19 protein-coding genes are annotated in these 19926 nt (G+C 60.0%); 9 read left to right on the forward strand and 10 right to left on the reverse strand.

Annotated elements, in window-relative coordinates; genetic code table 11:
- Window positions 1-944: 944 nt before the first annotated feature.
- Window positions 945-1868 (reverse strand): LysR substrate-binding domain-containing protein, encoded by a 924-nt coding sequence (locus tag PspCFBP13508_RS22470; RefSeq protein WP_137215716.1) that lies wholly within the window; start codon window positions 1866-1868, stop codon window positions 945-947.
- A gap of 54 nt (window positions 1869-1922) precedes the next feature.
- Window positions 1923-2897: an MBL fold metallo-hydrolase gene (locus PspCFBP13508_RS22475; RefSeq protein ID WP_241669544.1), complete on the reverse strand. Its 975-nt coding sequence runs from the start codon at window positions 2895-2897 to the stop codon at window positions 1923-1925.
- A gap of 243 nt (window positions 2898-3140) precedes the next feature.
- Between PspCFBP13508_RS22475 and PspCFBP13508_RS22480 the strand changes: the two genes are divergently transcribed.
- A complete protein-coding gene (locus PspCFBP13508_RS22480; protein WP_137215718.1) occupies window positions 3141-3572 on the forward strand; it encodes an AraC family transcriptional regulator in 432 nt (143 codons plus the stop codon).
- A 134-nt stretch (window positions 3573-3706) separates the two neighbouring features.
- Complete coding sequence (locus tag PspCFBP13508_RS22485; RefSeq protein WP_137215719.1) at window positions 3707-6631, forward strand: winged helix-turn-helix domain-containing protein; 2925 nt, start codon at window positions 3707-3709, stop codon at window positions 6629-6631.
- On the opposite strand, the gene PspCFBP13508_RS22490 is transcribed toward PspCFBP13508_RS22485, so the two are convergent.
- Together PspCFBP13508_RS22490 and PspCFBP13508_RS22495 are read right to left on the reverse strand one after the other, a co-directional pair.
- Complete coding sequence (locus tag PspCFBP13508_RS22490) at window positions 6596-8068, reverse strand: winged helix-turn-helix domain-containing protein (protein ID WP_137215720.1); 1473 nt, start codon at window positions 8066-8068, stop codon at window positions 6596-6598. The genes PspCFBP13508_RS22485 and PspCFBP13508_RS22490 overlap by 36 nt on opposite strands.
- A gap of 90 nt (window positions 8069-8158) precedes the next feature.
- On the reverse strand, window positions 8159-9109 hold the full coding sequence (locus PspCFBP13508_RS22495; RefSeq protein WP_137215839.1) for a GlxA family transcriptional regulator: 951 nt from the start codon (window positions 9107-9109) through the stop codon (window positions 8159-8161).
- A 220-nt stretch (window positions 9110-9329) separates the two neighbouring features.
- Here PspCFBP13508_RS22495 and PspCFBP13508_RS22500 point away from each other — a divergent pair, with 220 nt between their 5' ends.
- Window positions 9330-10052 carry a pirin family protein gene (locus tag PspCFBP13508_RS22500; protein WP_137215721.1) on the forward strand — a complete coding sequence of 241 codons (723 nt, stop codon included), beginning with the start codon at window positions 9330-9332 and terminating at the stop codon, window positions 10050-10052.
- 41 nt (window positions 10053-10093) lie between these two features.
- Here the strand turns inward: PspCFBP13508_RS22500 and PspCFBP13508_RS22505 are convergent, their stop codons facing one another.
- On the reverse strand, window positions 10094-10600 hold the full coding sequence (locus tag PspCFBP13508_RS22505; RefSeq protein WP_241664185.1) for a hypothetical protein: 507 nt from the start codon (window positions 10598-10600) through the stop codon (window positions 10094-10096).
- 180 nt (window positions 10601-10780) lie between these two features.
- Window positions 10781-11656 (reverse strand): LysR family transcriptional regulator, encoded by an 876-nt coding sequence (locus tag PspCFBP13508_RS22510; protein WP_130911104.1) that lies wholly within the window; start codon window positions 11654-11656, stop codon window positions 10781-10783.
- Window positions 11657-11768: 112 nt separating this feature from the next.
- Between PspCFBP13508_RS22510 and PspCFBP13508_RS22515 the strand changes: the two genes are divergently transcribed.
- The 4 genes from PspCFBP13508_RS22515 (at window position 11769) to PspCFBP13508_RS22530 (ending at window position 15741) form a co-directional block, all read left to right on the forward strand.
- On the forward strand, window positions 11769-12968 hold the full coding sequence (locus PspCFBP13508_RS22515; protein WP_137215722.1) for a YbfB/YjiJ family MFS transporter: 1200 nt from the start codon (window positions 11769-11771) through the stop codon (window positions 12966-12968).
- 61 nt (window positions 12969-13029) lie between these two features.
- Window positions 13030-14028, forward strand: coding sequence for an NAD(P)H-quinone oxidoreductase (locus tag PspCFBP13508_RS22520; RefSeq protein WP_137215723.1), 999 nt, complete (start codon window positions 13030-13032; stop codon window positions 14026-14028).
- Between the two features lie 113 nt (window positions 14029-14141).
- On the forward strand, window positions 14142-15086 hold the full coding sequence (locus tag PspCFBP13508_RS22525; RefSeq protein ID WP_137215724.1) for an alpha/beta hydrolase: 945 nt from the start codon (window positions 14142-14144) through the stop codon (window positions 15084-15086).
- 52 nt (window positions 15087-15138) lie between these two features.
- Window positions 15139-15741: a hypothetical protein gene (locus PspCFBP13508_RS22530; RefSeq protein WP_241669541.1), complete on the forward strand. Its 603-nt coding sequence runs from the start codon at window positions 15139-15141 to the stop codon at window positions 15739-15741.
- A 61-nt stretch (window positions 15742-15802) separates the two neighbouring features.
- Here the strand turns inward: PspCFBP13508_RS22530 and PspCFBP13508_RS22535 are convergent, their stop codons facing one another.
- Window positions 15803-16132, reverse strand: a complete 330-nt coding sequence (locus tag PspCFBP13508_RS22535; RefSeq protein ID WP_137215725.1) for a hypothetical protein — start codon at window positions 16130-16132, stop codon at window positions 15803-15805.
- A 187-nt stretch (window positions 16133-16319) separates the two neighbouring features.
- Between PspCFBP13508_RS22535 and PspCFBP13508_RS22540 the strand changes: the two genes are divergently transcribed.
- Window positions 16320-16595 (forward strand): hypothetical protein, encoded by a 276-nt coding sequence (locus PspCFBP13508_RS22540; RefSeq protein ID WP_130911099.1) that lies wholly within the window; start codon window positions 16320-16322, stop codon window positions 16593-16595.
- 127 nt (window positions 16596-16722) lie between these two features.
- Window positions 16723-16938: a hypothetical protein gene (locus PspCFBP13508_RS22545; protein ID WP_016774063.1), complete on the forward strand. Its 216-nt coding sequence runs from the start codon at window positions 16723-16725 to the stop codon at window positions 16936-16938.
- Between the two features lie 80 nt (window positions 16939-17018).
- On the opposite strand, the gene PspCFBP13508_RS22550 is transcribed toward PspCFBP13508_RS22545, so the two are convergent.
- The 3 genes from PspCFBP13508_RS22550 to PspCFBP13508_RS22565 all read right to left on the reverse strand — a co-directional run bounded on the left by PspCFBP13508_RS22550 (window position 17019) and on the right by PspCFBP13508_RS22565 (window position 19903).
- The gene (locus PspCFBP13508_RS22550) at window positions 17019-17306 is read right to left on the reverse strand and encodes a hypothetical protein (protein WP_137215726.1); all 288 of its coding nucleotides are present in this window, start codon (window positions 17304-17306) and stop codon (window positions 17019-17021) included.
- Between the two features lie 172 nt (window positions 17307-17478).
- Window positions 17479-18504: an RNA 3'-terminal phosphate cyclase gene (rtcA, locus tag PspCFBP13508_RS22555; RefSeq protein WP_137215727.1), complete on the reverse strand. Its 1026-nt coding sequence runs from the start codon at window positions 18502-18504 to the stop codon at window positions 17479-17481.
- Between the two features lie 172 nt (window positions 18505-18676).
- Window positions 18677-19903 (reverse strand): RtcB family protein, encoded by a 1227-nt coding sequence (locus PspCFBP13508_RS22565; protein ID WP_137215728.1) that lies wholly within the window; start codon window positions 19901-19903, stop codon window positions 18677-18679.
- Between the last annotated feature and the right edge of the window lie 23 nt (window positions 19904-19926).

The raw sequence follows: 19926 nt of genomic DNA on the forward strand, positions 1-19926 counted from the left end.
TATGCAGACCGCCACAAAAACAGTGTGGGAGCGAGCTTGCTCGCGAAGGCGTCGGGTCAGTCAGATCCACACTAACTGACACACCGTATTCGCGAGCAAGCTCGCTCCCACAGGGATTGGCGGCGTGCGCTCAATATGCAGACCGCCACAAAAACAGTGTGGGAGCGAGCTTGCTCGCGAAGGCGTCGGGTCAGTCAGATCCACACTAACTGACACACCGCATTCGCGAGCAAGCTCGCTCCCACAGGGTTTGGCGGCGTGCGCTCAATATGCAGACCGCCACAAAAACAGTGTGGGAGCGAGCTTGCTCGCGAAGGCGTCGGGTCAGTCAGATCCACACTAACTGACACACCGTATTCGCGAGCAAGCTCGCTCCCACAGGGTTTGGCGGCGTGCATTCAATTTGCAGACCACCACAAAAACAAAGTGGGAGCGAGCCTGCTCGCGAAGGCGTCAGCTCAGTCACATCCACGTTGACTGGCACACCGCTTTCGCGAGCAAGCTCGCTCCCACAGGGGTTAGCGGCGTGCGCTCCATTTGCAGACCGCCACAAAAACAATGTGGGAGCGAGCTTGCTCGCGAAAGCGGTGTGTCAGTCACATCCACACTAACTGACACACCGCATTCGCGAGCAAGCTCGCTCCCACAGGGATTGGCGGCGTGCGCTCAATATGCAGACCGCCACAAAAACAGTGTGGAAGCGAGCTTGCTCGCGAAGGCGTCGGGTCAGTCAGATCCACGCTCACTGACACACCGCATTCGCGAGCAGGCTCACTCCCACAGGGATTGGCGGCGTGCGCTCAATATGCAGACCGCCACAAACACAATGTGGGAGCGAGCCTGCTCGCGATGGCGTCGGGTCAGTCACATCCACACTCACTGACACACCGCATTCGCGAGCAGGCTCGCTCCCACACGAAAACTGCTTGCGTAATCGAGGGCGGTTAAAGCGCTGGAATATCCAGCGGCGCCGCCATGAACTGACTGATCCGCGAGCGCAGCCATTTCTCTGCCGGGTCGTTGTCGTGCACCCCGCTCCACGCCATCGACAATTGCGCCGCATCGATCGGGAATGGCGGGTCTTCGGCACGCAGGGCGCAGCCTTCGACCAAGGCACAGGCGGCGTAATCCGGCACCGTGGCGATCATCTCGGTACCGGCGAGCAAGGCGCGCAAGCCGCTGAACTGCGGCACACCGAGGACGACTCGGCGGCAGCGACCGATCTTGGCCAGATCCAGATCGATATTGCCGCTCAGGTCACCGGAGAACGACACCATCGCATGCGGACGCGCGCAATATTCGTCCAGCGTCAGCGGCCCCGGACGATCGTCGCCGCGCAGCACTTTGCAGGGAATATCACGTAGTTTTTTGCGCTTGGCATTGGCCGGCAGATCCGTGGTGTAGCTGACGCCCACGGAGATCTCTCCAGAGGCCAACAGCGCTGGCATCAACAGATAATTGGCCCGGCGCACCACTACGATGATCGCCGGTGCCTCCTGCTGAAGCTGGCGCAACAGCGGCGGAAACAGACCGAACTCGGCGTCGTCCGACAGTCCGATGCGAAACACATCGCAACTGCTCGCCGGTTCGAATTCCTTGGCGCGGCTGACTGCGCCGGAAATCACGTCCATTGCCGGTTGCAATTCCTTGAGGATCGCCAGCGCCCGCGCCGTCGGTTCCATACCGCGACCGTTGCGCAGCAGCAACGGATCGTCGAACAGATCACGCAAGCGCCCCAGCGCAGCACTGACCGCTGGCTGGCCCATGAACAGTTTTTCGGCAACGCGGGTCAGGTTCTTTTCGAACATCAACGCTTCGAAAATCACCAGCAGGTTCATGTCGACGCGGCGCAGATCGTTACGGTTCATGGGCGTGGTTTCCTTATCGGTGTCAGACGCTTTATGCCAATGGCGCTGGGCACTTTACTCGATCAACGGCACTTTCGCCGCGCGTTTGTAAGGGCCGTACTCCACCGGCACCCACTGGAAATGCTTGCCCTCGGCGGCGATGTGGCCGATGCCCGGGAACGGCAGATGCGCTGCCGTCACCCAGGTCTTGCTCGCTGCCGCAGCACTGAACACTGCCTGCCGACTGGCGATCGCTTGCTGACTGTTGACGTCGAAACCGATCGAGACTTCCGGGTGCAAGAACTGCACCGCGAGGTTGTGCACCAGATCGCCCATGAACACGATGCTCTGCTGCTGCGAGGTGAAGCGGTACGTGGTGCTGCCCGGGGTGTGCCCGGCTTCGAGGGTTGCTTCGACCAGTCCCGGCAATGGCGACTGCCCGGCGGCAAACGTCTTGAAGCGGCCAGCGGCAACGTAGGGCGCCGTCGAATCCTGGGCAATTTTGAAAAACTCTTTGGCGCCGGCCGGAGCCTTGACCAGTGCTGCCGGATCAAGCCAGTAATCGGCCTCTGCCTTGGCCGCATAGACGGTGGCATTGGCGAACAGCGGCTTCTTCTCTGCATCGACCAGACCGCAGACGTGATCGAGGTGCAGGTGGGTCAGCAAAATTGTGTCGACCTGCTCAGGCTTGTAACCGGCGGCCTGCATGTTGGCCGAGAGTTGGCCTGCGGTGGCGCCGATGCACTGCCCTGCGCCGGTGTCGACCAGAATCAATTGTGTGCCGGTGTTGACCAGAAAGGCATTGAACGCCGTCTGCACGCCCGGGGTTTCAATCGAACGCCGTGCGAGCAGCGCGCGAATCTGACTCTGGCTCATGCCCTGCAACAACTTCGGCGACAAATCGTTGTAACCGTCGAACAACGCGGTGACTTCGTAATCGCCCACCGCCAAGCGGAAATAACCCGGCGCCTGAGTGCCCACCTGCGGTGCCTGCGCCATCGCGCCGGACATTGCCAGCATGACCGCCAGAGTCGTTGCTGCTTTCATCATGCCTTTCATTGCATTCCCCCTGAACCTGGCCAACGGCGGCCGCGCTTTGTCGACATCGTCGCGCAAAGCGCCGGGCGCTGACTTGCAAGGATGTGCTGAGTTCCAGCCTTTGCGATGAAATTAACAACGATTAACTCGTCAGCCTCACGCCCTCACCCAACAATGAAGCCCTCTGCGCAGCGTTGCTTTTTGACCTGAGGGAATGCGCCGACCGTGTATTCCCCACCGACACGGACCTTGGCCATGGCTTATCTACAGCAAACCGTCGCCCTCGCCCCTGCTTGCGAACCGGGGAAAAACGCGACTGGCGGACTCAGTCCGCAGCGCGAACGCCAGATCAAACAGTTGATCCTCGAGCGCCTGGGCGAAAGCCTCGAAGTGGCTGAGCTGGCCCGTGCCTGCTCATTGTCGCGCAGTCATTTCTCCCGTGCATTCAAGTGCAGCACCGGCCTGTCGCCACAGGACTGGATCCGCGCCCAGCGCCTGGCCCGGGCCAAGTTGCTGATCCAGCACACCGACCTCAGCCTGACGCAGATCAGCCTGGAATGCGGCTTCTGCGATCAGGCGCACTTCTGCCACATGTTCACCCGCAGCGAGGGCATCAATCCCTTCGCCTGGCGCTGTCGAGTCATGGGCAAGCCGAAAAACAACGCAGCGCAGCCTGCGGTGTTTTGACTGCTGCCGTTACGCCACCCGTTGCACTGATGCTCAAACCTGAGGATTATGCCCGGACACCCCGGATCAGAAGGCCTGCGCTTGCGCCAGGGACTGATTCGCCCTGTCCGCCGCATCACCGCAGGAGCGCGCTGTTGAGTTTCTCCCCGAATCAGGCCATTGCGTTTGGCCCCTATCGGATTCATCCCGGGCAACGACTGCTACTTGAAGGCCAACAGCCTTTGCGCCTGGGACGGCGGGCGATGGATATCCTCCTGATTTTGCTGGCCCACGCCGGCGAGGTGGTGAGCAAGCAGCAATTGATGGCCGGGGTCTGGCCAGACAGCGTTGTCGAAGACATCAACCTGCGCGTGCACATGGCGGCCCTGCGCAAGGCGCTGGGCGACGGACAGAACGGTCAGCGCTACATCGTCACCGTGGCGCAGCGCGGCTACAGTTTTGTCGCCCCCATCCTCATCGACAGCATCGAACAAAAACCGGCGATGCCCGTCGCCAGACACAACCTGCCGCTGCGCCGCACACGAATGATCGGCCGCCAGCCGGTGGTCGATCACTTGATTGCGCAACTGCCGCGCCGACGCTGCATCACTCTGGTCGGCCCCGGCGGCATTGGCAAGACCACCGTCGCCCTGCGCGTCGCCGAACAATTGATCGGCCAGTATCGCGACGGCATACGCCTGGTGGACTTGGCACCCATCGCCGATCCCGCGCTGATCGGCTCGCACCTGGCGACACTGCTTGATCTGTCCGCGCCGGAAGGTGATGCGCAAGCGTGTCTTGTCGATGGCCTGCGTGATCGGCAAATGCTGCTGGTAATCGACAACTGCGAGCACCTGATCGATGCGGTCGCCGCGCTCAGCGAGCAGATTCTGCGGGGGGCGCCAAAGGTGCATATCCTCGCGACCAGCCGCGAGAGCCTACGCGCTGAGGGCGAATTCGTGCAGCGTCTGGAATCGCTCGAATGCCCGTCCTTGTTGACCCCGATGGATCCGGCCCAGGCGCTGGGCTTTGCTGCGCTGCAACTGTTTGTCGAGCGCGCGACCGCGGCGCGGGAAAGCTTTCAACTGAGTCGCGCCGAGCTACCGCAGGCGATCGAAATCTGCCAGCGTCTGGACGGCATCCCGCTGGCACTGGAACTTGCCGCCGCTCAGGTCAGCGAATTGGGCATGGACGGATTGCTCAAGCAATTGCGCGAGGGTTTGCCGCCATTGTCGGCCGGACACCACAGCAGCGCCGAGCGCCACCTGACCCTGCGCGCAACGATGGACTGGAGCTTCAACCTGCTCAACGCCTGCGAGCAAACCTGTCTGCGGCGACTGGGAATTTTCCGCGGCAGCTTCACCCTCGCCTCGGCGGCAGCGGTGGTCATCGGCCAACAGATCGACCCCGGCGCGGTGTTCACCGCTGTCACGCAACTGGTGGCCAAATCCCTGCTGAGCGTCGAAGTGGGTGACGAAGATGTTTTCTACCGGTTGCTCGACACCACGCGCCACTACGCACTGGAAAAACTCGAACAGGCCAACGAGCTCAGCGCAACCCGCCAACGCCACGCCGAGCGCTGCCTGACACTGATGCAGCAGGCGCAGGCGGATTGGGACAATACTCCGACTGTATTGTGGATGGAGCGCTATGCCAGGGGGCTGGAGGATTTGCGCGCGGCGCTGGACTGGAGCCTCGACGGCCCGGGACCGGATGAGCTGGGCGTGCAACTGGCAGCCGCGTCGGCACCGTTGTGGCAGGAGCTGTCGTTGCTGCGCGATTACAGCCGCTATGTGCGCCGGGCACTGAGTCTGCTGGAGGCTTCGCCAGCAGGCTCGCTCCCGCCGCCCTGCCCTAGCCTGCAAATCGCCTTGAAACTGGCGCTCGGCAGCGCCAGCTATCACACCTGGGGCGGCACGCCACAAACCATCCAGGCCTTCGTCGACGCCTGCCGCTTAGCCGAAGAACACGGCGATCTGGCCGGGCAACTGCGTGCAATATCGGGGCATATGGCGGTCAATCTGAGTTGCGGGCATTACCGCATGGCGCTGGCGCAGAGTGAGCAATTTGATCGCATCGGCGTGCACGACGAGCCATTGCTGTCGCTGAGCACGCATCGCTTGCGCGTGCTGGCGTTGCATTATGCCGGCGACCAACCGCAGGCCCGCGTACATGCCGAGCAGGTGCTGCAACGCATGGCTCACAGCGGCCATCTCAATCGCTTCACCCATGGTTTCGGCGTGCAATACGACCAGAGTGTCGCCTCGCTGACGGTGTTGGCCCGAGTGCTGTGGCTGCAGGGTCTGCCCGAGCAAGCCTGGCGCGCGGCACGGCAGGCGCTGGACATCGCCGTGCAGATCAATCACGGCACATCGATCTGCTACACCCTGGCGCTGGCCAGTTGTCTGATCGCTCATTACAACGGTGACGCCGCCAACGCCCGCGCGCTCCTGCAATTGTTGCTGGAGCAGTCGCAGAAGCATTTGGTGCTGCTGTTCAATAATTGGGGGCGGCAGTATGCCCAAGTGATCGATCCGGATAATGCCGCGCCGGTATCGACGCAGAGCAGCGGTTTGATCAGGGAAGTGATGGTTACGCTGGATGAGCGCTTTGTCGATGAGGCACTGGTGGAGCGCGCGCGCAATGGGGACGCGGGTTGGAGTGCAGCGGAAATACTGCGGGCGCGGGCGGCGGCATTAGTGAAGGGTTCAGAGTGGCCCCTTCGCGAGCAGGCTCGCTCCCACAAGGGGTCGGTGTCGGGCGCAAATTCCGAGTTGTGCGCTGTTTCCTGTGGGAGCGAGCCTGCTCGCGAATCGGCCTGCTCAGACACCGCTGAAACCCGAGAAGCCGAACAAATCCTGCAACAAGCGCTGACCATCGCCAGAAGCCAAGGCGCGTTGGCCTGGGAGCTGCGCAGCGCCACGGACCTTGCGCAGTTATGGCAGCGCCAGTCCCGCCATCGCGAAGCATGGGATTTGCTCAGCCCCCTCTACCAGCGCTTCACCGAAGGCTACGCCACACCGGACTTGCGCAAGGTCCGCCTGCTACTCGACAGCCTGCGCGAGCAGTGCCTGGCCTGACGCATTGCGCGTGCGGCTGAGATAGCGCGCATGACGCTGTTGCAGTTCGAGCCTGTCGTCGCTGCGCTCAAAGCGATCACGAGCATAGCGGCGCACGGTGTTGAGCATCCAATAGCGCGCCGTTGCCCGGTTGGGTTCTTGAATGAGCAACGACTTGCGCGCCAACCCTTCGATAATTGCGCTCAACCTGGATCCCGCCAGATCCACGCTGCTGATCACGCTAAGTGCAGCCTCCAGAGTAAAGCCCGTGCTGAACACCGACAGACGCAGCAGAACACGCTGTTCCATTTCCGTCAGGTACTGGAAGCTCCAATCGATCGCAGCGGCCATCGACTGATGGCGCGGCTCCGCGGTGCGCCGTCCTTGGCCAAGCAACTGCAGACCGTTTTCAACCTGGGCCTGTAAGCCGATCAAGCCCAGCGCGTCGATCTGCGCAGCGGCGAGCTCGATCGCCAGCGGCAAACCGTCCAGTTGGCGGCAGATTTCGCGCACACCTGGCAAATCCTGTTGACGCAAACTGAAGCCCTGTTGCCGCGCTCGCGCGCGATTGACGAACAACTGCACCGCCGGATAGCCCATGGCTTCCTCGACGGAGTTCAATGCCGAGCGCTTGGGAATCGCCAACAGCGGCACGTAATGGACGGTCTCGTGCGCGATGTTTAAGGCTTCACGGCCGGTGACCAGAATCGACAGGCGAGGCGCGGCATGCAACAGGGTCTCTACCAGAACCGCGCAACTGTCGCGCTGGTGATCGCAGTTATCCAGGATCAACAGGGCGTGCCGGCCGGTCAGTGTGAAAAAGTCTGTGTTCAGGGTGTGCAACAGGCGCTCGATCAATGGAATGTCATCTTCGAGGCTGGCAAGGTCGACCCACCAGGCGCCATCACGAAAGTATTGCAGCAGCAATTCCGCCACGCGCAGTGCCACAGTGGTTTTGCCAACGCCCGGGGCACCGGTAATCGTCATCAAGCGGCATACCGGCATTTGTCGAACCAGACCACCGATCAAGGCGTCGCGCCCACTGACTGGCGTCAATCGTGCCGGAAGATTGTGCAGGGGCGTGAGCGCGGCGGCGGGCATGGGCAGCGCGTCATTTGGACTCTGCTCTACCGGGGCGACAAAACTGTAGCCACAGTGCGCCACGTGAATGATGTAACGCTGCCCGTTGCTGCCATCGCCCAGTGCGCGGCGCAACGCTGCGATGTGCACCCGCAGGTTGATTTCCTCGACGATCGACGTCGGCCACACTTGAGCAATCAACTGCTCTTTGCTGACCACCTCGCCCGCGTGTTCGAGCAGCACCTGCAGAATGTCCATGGCGCGCCCGCCCATGCGCAGCGGCTGTTCTCCTTCGAGAACCAAGCGTTGGCGCACATGGAAAGCGTACGGGCCAAAACGCAGCACCGAACCTTGGCTTGTGTCGTTGTGATTATTCATGCCAAACATCTTGGCACTGTTGCGTGACGATACAACCGCCACAACCGACGCAATACGGACATCCGGCTGCGGCAGACGGACAGAACCGCTCTAGCTGAACTGTTCGCGGTATTGCAAAGGCGTGAGACCGAGCTTTTCGGCGAACAACGAGCGCATGCGCCGAACACTGCCAAAGCCACTTTTATAAGCGATGGTCTTCAGCGGCAGATCGCTGGTTTCCAGGAGGTTTCGTGCGCAGTCGATACGGGCGTTCTGCAGAAACTCCATTGGAGTCATGTTGACGTCACGGGCGAACAGCCGAGCAAAGTGCCGTGCGCTCATATTCGCCAGTCCGGCCATGCGCTCGACGGTAAAGGCTTCGTCCAAGTGTTCAAGCACGTAATTCTGTGCGCGGGTGACAGGCGTTTCTTGCGGTGAGACGGCCGCCATCAACGGGCTGAACTGCGCTTGCCCACCCTGACGCTTCATGACCACCAACAACACCTTGGCGACGTCCTGGGCGATTTTCTTGCCGTGATCCCTGGCCACCACCGCCAGCGCCAGATCGATGCCAGCGGTTACGCCACCGGAAGTGATGAGATTGCGATCCTCAACGTAGATCTGGTCGGTGGTCACCGTGGTTTTCGGGAAAGCCTTGATCAGGCGCTCGGTGTAGTTCCAGTGCGTGGTGACGCGATAACCATCAAGGAGGCAGGCATGGCCGAGGATGAATGCGCCGGTACAAATCGAACCGTAACGCTCCGCGCGCGGCACGGCTTTCTTCAGCCAGCCAAACAGCTCGGGAAATCTCTGGTTATAGGCGCCGGGGCCGCCGGGCACCAATAACAGGTCATAGCGCTCGGCCGCCTCGTCGATGTGCAGGTCAGCCTGGACCTGTACACCATTGGAAGCCCTCAGCAAGCCGCGCTCCGTGCCTAGAGTCGTCAGTTGGTAGTGCAAATCGGGTTTCAGATAACGGTTGGCGACTGAAAACACTTCCAGCGGCCCGGCCATGTCGAGCATCAGAAAGTCAGGGAACAGCACCATTGCCACGGTTTTCATGGGAGGCATCACACATGTTCAAGGATCAATACGCACGCTACAGCCGGGGCATTATGGCCAACTGAATCGTGATGGGCGTAACCGAATGCGTGAACCATAACGCAAAACTGTCAACCTGAGCCGGACAGTCTTTCAATTTCCACCTACTTATTGGCTTGTCGGGTAACCAGTAACCTTCTCCTCACTCGGACGAATTCACGTCCAGCCAGGAGATTTCATCATGCTGACTCTTCGCAAAGCCTCCGATCGCGGCCTCGCCAATCACGGCTGGTTGAAGTCGTTTCACACCTTTTCTTTCGCCAGCTACCGCAACCCGCGTGAACAGGGTTTCTCCGACCTGCTGGTGATCAACGATGACCGGGTCGCCGCCGGCAAAGGTTTTGGCCAGCACCCGCACCTTGACATGGAGATCTTTTCCTATGTGCTCGAAGGCGCGCTGGAACACAAGGACACCCTCGGCACTGGCTCGGTGATCCGTCCCGGCGACGTGCAATTGATGAGTGCCGGCAGCGGCGTGGCGCACAGTGAGTTCAACCACTCGGCCACCAAGCCCGTGCACTTTCTGCAAATCTGGATCGTGCCGGACGTCAGCGGCGCCAAACCGCGCTATCAACAGGAGCATTTCAGCGCGCAGAAAAAACGCGGTCGCCTGCAACTGATCATCTCGCCGGATGGCAGTAAAGGTTCTCTGAAAGTCCGCCAGGACGCGCGGGTCTATGCAGGATTATTCGACGGCAAGGAAAGTGCCACGCTGCAATTGCCGGCCAATCGTTACGCCTACGTGCACGTCGCGCGTGGCAGTGTCGAACTCAATGGCCAAGCCTTGCAGGAAGGCGACGGCGTGCGGGTTCGTGAAGAACAGCTGCTCACTTTGAGCAACGGTATCGATGCCGAAGTGCTGGTGTTCGATTTGCGCCCTCAGGAGTTGCCGGAAATGCCATGATCTGGCGCGATGCAGAACGGCCTTCCGATGAAGGCCGTTTTTTATTGCGGCGGCACTGTTGAGGGTTGTACGACCGGTTTGGGTGACGATACCTCTTTGCCAATCTGAATCGCTGCCAGCGTGGTTTGTATGGTGGTCAACACCGCCGCCTGATTGGCGAAATGTGCGCCAACCAGCAAGGAAGCCACGCCGAGAAAATGCACAGTGGTGGCCGCCCAGTAATTGGCCTTTACCGTCGATGCCTGCCTGATCGCTTCCCGCGATTCGTCGGCAATTTTCTGCACGCCCATCCACATCACGTCATAACGCTTGTCCCGTTCCTGTAGTGCCTTGTCCCGTTCAAGATAGACCTTGTCCCGCTCTGCCTGAGCAGCCAGGAACCCGCGAATGTCGGCGCGCATTTCTGCCACGCGGCCGTCCATCCTCGTCTCGATGGTCTCTATCCTGGCATCGAATTCTTCGCGACTTATGCTGCTCATGGTTTGCCTGTCCCGCCCTGCATTCGATCTGTCCGTGACCGCATATTGATTCACTTCCCTGATTTTCAATTCGGCACCTTTCCATGGCTACGCGGCCTTCCCTGGCTCTTCCTTTCGATGCGTAACTGAGGTTCGCATCGAGCTGCAGTGACAATAGAACTCATCATTGCTTACGACAAGCCGGCCCATTCTGCCTCGGACGTAGGCTGTTTCGTCAGACCTTGTAGCCTCTGCAAAACCCTGCACCCATTATTGGTTTTCCAGCGCAAAAGCCTCAACGATCTGCTCGATGACCGCCCGTACCCGCGCGGTGTGACGCAGGTCGGCGTGGGTGACCAGCCAGACTTCATACGGCAGCGGCCGGGCGCGCTCCGGCCAGAGCCTGACCAGGCCGTCGCGTTCGCCCATGTACACCGGAATTTCCCCTACACCCAGGCCGGCGGCAAGTGAGCGACGCACCAACAGGCTTGAACTGAGCGTCGCCACGATGCGCCCTCTGTTCAACGGTTCGGAGACCAGGGTCAAATCCTTTTTGCTCTGCAAATACGGCTGATAGACCACCAGATCATGGCCCTCGAATGCACTGCCGGGCTGCGGTTCGCCGTTGCGGTCAACATAGGCCTGCGCTGCGAAAAGTCCTACAGGCCAGCGGGCGATTCGCCGGGCGATGAGATCCGGGTTATCCGGCCGAGTATTGCGCACCGCGATATCGGCTTCGCGCTTGGCCAGACTGAGGATTTGCGTCGACGCATCCAGCTGGATCTGCACATCCGGATGCTGATCATGCAGGCGTGCCATCGCCGGGATGATGAAGTCGATGGCCAGCGAGTCGGTGGTGCTGACGCGTACGTTACCGGTCAGACGATCATCCAGCCCATGGATGTGCCGCTCCAGTTCCAGCGCCGAATGCTCCATTTTTTCCACGCTTCTGAGCGCCGCTTCACCGACTGCAGTCAGCGCGTAGCCATCAGAGGTGCGCAGGAACAGCGTCGCGCTCAAAGACTTCTCCAGCGCGGCGACACGCCGTCCGACCGTGGCCTGGTCCACGCCCAGAACCCGCGCAGCCCCACGCAATGTCGACTCGCGACAGACCGCCAGAAACACTCGGGCATCATCCCAATTCATGCTGATCCTCTTCGAAGCATTTTTGCATCAGTGTGCCGCTTAATCGCTGCGTATGCGCAGCATACGATAGCCGATAAGCTGAGCGCCATACACCTCTTGTGAGATCGCGATCATGCGTACTGCAAACTCTACCGGCATCTGGCTGCCGATCTTCGCCGGACTTTGCGCCAGTCTGGTCAGCATTGGTCTGGCGCGTTTCGCTTACACGCCATTGATCCCTTCGCTGATTCAGGCGCACTGGTTTTCGGCCAATGATGTCGTCTATCTCGGCGCGGCCAATCTGGTCGGCTATTTGATCGGCGCCCTGCTCGGTCGGCCCATGGCTCACCAAACAGGCAACCGCAACGCCTTGCGCCTGATGATGCTGGCGGTCACGGCGGCATTTTTTGCCTGTGCTTATCCGCTGTCGGTGAGCTGGTTTTTCGGCTGGCGTTTGCTGTCAGGTGTTGCTGGCGGCGCGATCATGGTGCTGGTCGCGGCAACCGTGCTGCCTCACGTTCCTGCGTCACGAAGAGGCTTGGCCAGTGGCGCAATCTTCCTTGGCATCGGCCTCGGAATCGCCGGCTCCGGCACCATCGTGCCGCCGCTGCTGAGCCTCGGCTTGCAGGCAACGTGGCTGGGACTGGGCGCGCTGGCGTTGCTGCTGACCGCGGTGAGCTGGTTCGGCTGGCCTGCGGATACCACGCATGCCGTGGCTGCGCACGCAACGTCGGCTGATGAGCCAACACCGTCGGGCGTTTACCTGTTGTTCGCTCAATACGCGTTCATGGCTGCCGGGCTGGTACCTGCCATGGTGTTTCTGGTGGATTATGTGGCTCGCGGCTTGGGGGCCGGCGCGCATATCGGCGCAATGGTCTGGGTCATGTATGGCCTGGGGGCGATTGTCGGGCCGGTGACTTACGGCTTCCTGGCCGACCGGCTTGGCGCCCGCACCGGTATTCGACTGGTGTTGGTAGTGCAAGCCGTCGCCCTCGGTTTGCTGGCCATGCTCCATTCGTTTCTGGCGCTGGCGTTACTGGCGGTGATTTTCGGCTCGTTCCCGCCGGGTATCGTGCCGCTGGCCCTGGCCCGCGTGCATGAACTGGTGCCGTCGCATCACCGCCAACAGATCGCCTGGAGCCGTGCCACTGTGTCATTCGCAACCTTTCAGGCGCTGGCCGGGTTTGCCTATTCGGCATTGTTCAATGCCTCGGGCGGCCAGCACACGCTGCTGTTTGTGATCGCCGCTGGCGCGATCGTCGTTGCCCTGCTGCTGGAGCAAGCCATGCGCTGGCTGCCCTCTACAACTGAACCACGTTGCGCGGCGAACTGAAGGGAATCATTGCGCGCTGCCAGCGTTCCCATCTACACGACCTTTTTCACAGGAATCGACAATGTCACTGCCCAACGAAATGACCCGTTTTGAAATCACCGAACCCGGCGGCCCTGAAGTATTGCAAGCCAGGCGCGTGCCTCTGCCGACCGTTGCCGAAGGCCAAGTGCTTATCCGCGTTCACGCTGCCGGCATCAATCGTCCGGATGCCTTGCAGCGCGCCGGCAAATATCCGATGAAACCCGGGATGGACCCGATTCCCGGCCTGGAAGTGGCTGGCGAAGTGGTTGCACTGGGTCCCGGAGTTACGCGGTTCGCTGTGGGCGATCGTGTTTGCGCACTGACCAATGGCGGCGGATACGCCGAGTATTGCGCGGTACCAGCCGGCCAGACTTTGCCTGTGCCGGATGGAGTCGATTGGGTCCAGGCCGCCGCGATTCCGGAAACGTTTTTCACCGTCTGGGCCAACCTGTTTGGCCTCGGCGGTGCCAAGGCCGGCCAGCGCGTGCTGATTCACGGCGGCACCAGCGGTATCGGCACCACCGCGCTGATGCTCTGCCGTGAATTCGGTATCGAAGCGTTCGCCACCGCCGGCAGTCCTGAAAAATGCGCCGCAATCAGTAAACTTGGCGGGCAGCCGATCAACTATCGGGAAGAAGATTTTGCCAAGGTCATTGCCGAGAAGACCGCAAATCAAGGCGTGAACGTGATTCTCGACATCATGGGCAGCTCGTACCTCAACGGAAATATCAGCGCACTGGCAATGGATGGGCGACTGGTGATGCTCGGCTTCCTCGGCGGCGCCCGCGCTAACGATGTGGATTTGTTGGCGATCCTCGGCAAACGCGCGGTGGTCACCGGTTCGCTGCTACGCGCGCGCACCGCTGCGGAGAAAGCCGCCATCGCCGATCAACTGCAAGAACACGTTTGGCCTGCCCTCAGCGCCGGGCGCTGCCTACCGATCATCGACAAGGTTTACCCGATGGCTGACGCGGCTCAGGCCCACGCCCGCATGGAGGGCGGCGATCATATCGGCAAGATCGTCCTGCAAGTCGCGTGAGCGATTGCAGCATCCTGTAATCGTTGCACATGCACGGTGGTCGAAAATAATCACGCGCAGACCAAGGCATCTGGTAAAAAGCGTTCTTTGTCTGCGCCGTGGTGAAACGATTAATGTTCCTGTCCTTGCTGACTCGCCTGCGACGCCGCCGCCTGGCGTTCGCCATGATGGCCGCGCTGATCATTGGCGTGCCGACGAGTTGTGCGGTACTGGAACACACCGAGCGCAAACTGCTGTTTCGTATCGAGACGGGCACCGCCGGCTGGTATCGCGGTCTGCCCGGCAGCGTTCAGGAACTCGATCTGCAACCGAAGAGTTTCAAGGCCGGGCAGAACATCCATGCCTGGTGGTGGCCGGCGGAACGTGCCAATGCCCCGGCAATCCTTTACTTGCATGGCGTGCGCTGGAACCTCACCGGACAGTTGTTTCGCATAGAGCAGCTACGCGCGGCGGGTTATTCGGTGCTGGCTATCGATTATCGCGGGTTTGGCCAGAGCAAGGGCGATCTGCCGTCGGAGAGCAGCGTTTATGAAGATGCCCGCGTCGCGTGGGAACGCTTCCAGTTGCTGCAACCGGACCCGAACAAGCGCCTGATCTACGGCCACTCTCTCGGTGGCGCGGTGGCGATTGATCTGGCGGCCGAACTGGGACAGAACGCGGCGCGCAACCACACACCGCTGCCGGTACGCGGTCTGGTCATTGAATCAACCTTCACTTCCTTGGCCGATGTCGCCGCCGCCGTGGCGAACACCTCGCTCCCGGTGCGCTGGTTGCTGTCGCAGAAATTCGATTCCATCGACAAGATCGCCGATATTCATATGCCGCTTTTGGTGGTGCATGGCCTGGCTGATGCCTTCGTGCCGCCGCGCTTCAGCGAGCAGCTATTCAATGCCGCTGAGCAGCCCAAGCGTCTGCTGCTGGTGCCCGGAGCAACGCACAACAACAGCATGGCGCTGGGCGGTCAGGGTTATCGCAAGGCCCTGGATGCGCTGATGCAGACCAGACCGTTGCCGAGGGTTGCCGGGCCGACGGTGGCCAAAGGCTCGCGCGACTCTTGATCAGCGCACTGGCATACTGGCGCCCCTTGCGACACCACAAAAAGGACTGAGTGTGTTAACCCGCCCCAATGCCCAATGGATTTACTACCCGATTTGCTGGCTTGCTGTTCTCTCACTGCTGCTGCACATCGCTTTCTATGACTGGAATCTCCTCACCCCAATCGACGTCGGTGGTACCTTCATGGGGGGAATGGGCGGCCAGCTGTTCGCCAGTGGCTGGGTCGCCGCCACTGTAGCTTTGTTATTGGCCATGCTGGTGCGCATACCAGGCGCGATTCATGCCTGCATACTCGCCGGCCTTATGCCGTTGGCCATCGGCGTCTGGTGGCAAATCAACTATCCCGACGACGCGGAACAGCGCATCTACAGCATCAGCCCTCACGAGATCGGCAGTGCGATGCTGATCGGTGCGGTGTTATTCGGGCTCGGCCTGTTTTTGCGTTCCAGGCTTAACAAGCAAAACAAAGGCGCGCCTACACTTTGGGCAATGATCGGCAGATCAGCCACGGCGATTCTCATATCGACAGTATTTATTGGCGTGCCCATTTATGTCGCCAGGCAGATGTCACTGCCGCATTGTGCGTTCACCAAAGACGGCCAGCAGTTGACCATATGTTTGAGTGACGACGACAACGAACGCGTGATCGTCGACTGAATATTTCGCCACCGTTCAAAAAACACAAAAAAGCCCAACCAGTCAGGTTGGGCTTCTTGGCTTATCGCCGTGCCAACTCGTGGCGTACGCACTGTTCGTAATAGGTCTGCTTGACCGCTGCCGGTTTGAGTTTCGAACTGCTGTTATAGGTCTGCTCGGTAATTCCCATCGCGGTCATACGCATCCAGGGTTGCTGGAACCGGCGAACCTGCAATTGCTTGCGCGCGCCATACAGCGAGACTCCGGACAGCTTGGATTGCTGCGCACCGGCAGCAATGTCCGAGCCCCAGGCGCAGGCAAAGCGATGGCCCTTGCTTAACTCTTTTGCCTGCACTCCCGAAGCGATCAAAGCCAGGGAAAGCATCGCAACGGTGATGACAATCGTCCGCATATAGCCAACCTAACCTTTTGAAAAAAAGGCGATTTTGCCGGGGCGAAAGGTCTCTGGGGGCCAGCAATTTGCCTGCTGTCAGGATTTTTTTCATCAGGGTGAAATTCGCCGTTCGTCCAGTACCGCGCACCTTCGCCAGACAGGCCTATCCAACGCTGTACATTCCACCTCGCAGAAGGCCCACGTGATGAACAAGAAAATTTTCGCCTTGTCGTTTTTCAGCCTGTGCCTGATCGGCCCAATTCACGTTTCGGCAGCCGAATCCACGGCGGGCGCCGCCACCCCCGCCACCGCCCTGCCCGGCGTCAATCATGCAGAAAGCTCTCGCGATCATGATGAGAAGGCGAACAAGAAAGGCGAAGAGTCGTCAGGCGCCAACGCAGGCTCCCAGCCGCATGAGACAGAAAAGGATGCCGCGACGTCGAGCGATTCCAACGACCTAGATAAAAAACCCGCTCAGTAAGAGTGGATTCGCTTTTGGTAACGAAAATCCGACACCGAAACTAGCGCAACACCGGGTGATATCAATATGATGCGCGCACTGGCCGCCATAGAGGGCGGCCAGAGGAAAATACATCCAAGGAATGCAAATGAAAGATTTCGTCATCGGCGTCAACAACATCGTTCTCTACATCGCACTGGCGGTCATCCTGATCGTTTCCCTCTTCATGATGAGCCAGAGCTTTCTCTCGGGTCTCGGTATGTTCGTAGGCGGCACCCTGGGCTGGTGCATCGTCTCCGGCTTCTGGTTCGTGCAATCGGCGACCTATGAAGAACTGCGCAAGTTGAACTCGAAAACCAACTGATCTGCGCCGAGTATTCGTTAAAGAGAAAAGGCCAATGTCATCGACATTGGCCTTTTTTTAGCGGCGAAGAGACTGGCTGGTCATTGTTTGGTGCACTGAGCGCCCAGTCCCATGCCCATGGAACCCAGGGCTACCATCGGACCGCTCGGCAATTCGCAGGTATATTCGCCACTTTCGGTTTGAGCGGTGTAGAACGTTGTATTGAAGTCGCTGCGGATGTTGGAAACCTTGATCACGGGTTTGCCGATGGAGGTCTGTGCGCGATTCTTGAGATCACTCTCCCCCGGCTTCACGGTCTGGCATCCCGTGACCGCGAGGACCAGTGTTGCGATTAAAGCGAGAACCGGAATAGTCCTTGATGAATTCATTGCAGATCGACCTTTTTGATTTTGTACCGGAAAATTTGACAGTCAGCTGCCAAGCGACAGGACTTTAAGGTCGAGCCGGAACAGGGGCAATTAGGTCGGATGTGCTAATGGCTCAAGGCTAGCGGCGCTCTCAGTGAAGTTTTGCGACTGCCTTCGGGATCGCAGGTCGCTGCTAATGAGTTTGTAAAACTGCTATACGCAAGCGATCACTGCCCTCCTCCTGGCAATCGATACGGACGGGCAAAAACATCTGGATGACTTCAATGTTGCTGCGCAAATGATCAGTCATGCGCGGCGTGGTGAACGATCCACCGCCGGCCAGCGCCATCGGCAACAGCAACTGATCGGCCAAGTGCTCAGCGACCGCAGCACCACTACGCAGCCAGTCAGCAGCCTGATTGATCGCGGCATCCGCTACTTTCTCAGCGCGTAACGACACTTGGCCAAATGCGCTGAACACTTCAGTGACGTGTTCGAAAACGTACTCCAGCAATAACACATTGCCCGGGCCGCGTGCCGGATCAAGCGTCACCGCTTGCAGCGTCTCCGCAAGCCAGTTCAACCGCTTGGCCACTTGGCTCAGTTCTCGCTGAGCGACGGTAGGCGCAAGTCCGGCAGTCAGCGCCAGAGCCTGCCGTGAAATCGCCTCGCCGCGCTCACACACATCCAGTCGCGTCAGGCGCGACGGCTGCACCGTCACGGCAATCTCGCCACCGCCAGCCGGTACGAAACCATGACGCAGCAACTCCAGCTCGACATTGCCGCCCATGCGCCGCAGCAGCGGTAGCCAACTGCGCGAGAGGAAATCCGTCGGCGGTGCCAGCGGATTGTGCGTGCCACCGGAGATCGTCACCCGACTGGTTTGAGGCGCCTGCAACAGGGCTGGCAACAAAGTCTGTAACACCAGCGTGCAACTGCCGGCCGTGCCGATGGCGAACCTGAAATCGCCGGCACGAATTTCGCGCGGTTCGAAGCTCAAAGCCTGTGAACCCAAGTGCGCACCCGATATCTGTGCGCCGCAAACCTCGGCCGCCGCCATCACGGCTGTCAGATGTTGACGCAGCAATCCCGGACGGCTGCGTCTGGCGCGGATCTGTTTAATACGAAACGCCCGGCCTGTCACCATCGACAGGCTCAGCGCACTGCGCAACACCTGACCGCCACCAATGGCGCCGTCCAGTTCAATTATTTCTTTCATTGCCAATCCTTATGCATACAGCCCGACGATATCCCTGAGGTACCGATACTGCCGTCACGAATCTTGCTGAGCTCTGAGTAATGTCAGGACTTTGCGGTCCAGCTCAGCCGCGATGAAACGGTGCAGTGCCGGACGACGGAGGTTCCAAATGCCCTATCCAGCACGGCAGTCGTTATCCTTTAACGCACACCACCTGACGCAGGGTATGCAGCACTTCCACCAGCTCGCGCTGGGCGTGCATGACTTTGTCGATGTCCTTGTAGGCCATCGGAATTTCGTCAATCACCGCTTCGTCCTTGCGGCATTCCACGTGGGCGGTGGCGCGAATCTGATCGGCGACGGTGAAGGTATTCTTGGCCTTCGTGCGGCTCATGGTGCGCCCGGCGCCATGACTGCAGGAACTGAACGATTCTTCGTTGCCCAGACCGCGCACAATGAAACTCTTCGCCCCCATCGAGCCCGGAATAATGCCCAGCTCGCCCTTCTTCGCTGACACCGCGCCTTTGCGGGTAATCAGCACGTCTTGGCCAAAATGCCGCTCCTTCTGCACGTAGTTGTGATGGCAGTTGACCGCTTCCAGCGCGACCTCGAAAGGTTTGCGGATGATCTGCCGCGTAGCCTGAATCGCTGCGCGCATCATCAGTTCACGGTTCTGTCTGGCAAAATCCTGCGCCCAGCCCACCGCCTCCACGTAGTCATCAAAATGTCGGCTGCCTTCTTCGAAGTAGGCCAGGTCACGGTCTGGCAGGTTGGCGATGTGCTGACGCATATCGGCTTGGGCCATCTGGATGAACAGGTTGCCGATGGCGTTGCCGACACCCCGCGAGCCACTGTGCAACATGAACCAGACCCGATTGGCTTCATCGAGGCACACTTCAATGAAGTGGTTGCCGCTGCCAAGCGTCCCCAAATGCCCACGGTTGTTGGTGTTGGCCAGTTTCGGATACTTGTCGGTGATCAGTTTGAAACGCGGCTGCAACCCCGCCCAGGCCTGATCGGCTTGCTGAGGAATCTCATCCCACGCGCCTTTGTCTCGCCGCGAACGAGTCGAACTGCGGCCGTGCGGCACCGCTTGTTCGATCGCAGTACGCAATCCATGCAGGTTGTCTGGCAGATCTGCAGCCGTCAGCGACGTACGCGCAGCGATCATGCCGCAACCGATGTCGACACCCACTGCCGCCGGAATGATCGCGCCGACCGTTGGAATCACGCTGCCAATTGTCGAGCCCTTGCCCAAGTGCACATCGGGCATCACCGCCAGATGCTTGAAGATGAACGGCATTTTTGCCGTGTTCATCAACTGTGCGCGGGCTTCGTTTTCAACCGGAACGCCTTCGGTCCAGAGTTTGATGGGTTTGCCATTGGCGACTTCGAGAAGCTGATAGGTTTGGTCTTTCATATCTTGGTGTCCATGTTCGTTTC

Source organism: Pseudomonas sp. CFBP13508, assembly GCF_005233515.1.
GTDB lineage: Bacteria > Pseudomonadota > Gammaproteobacteria > Pseudomonadales > Pseudomonadaceae > Aquipseudomonas > Aquipseudomonas mercuritolerans.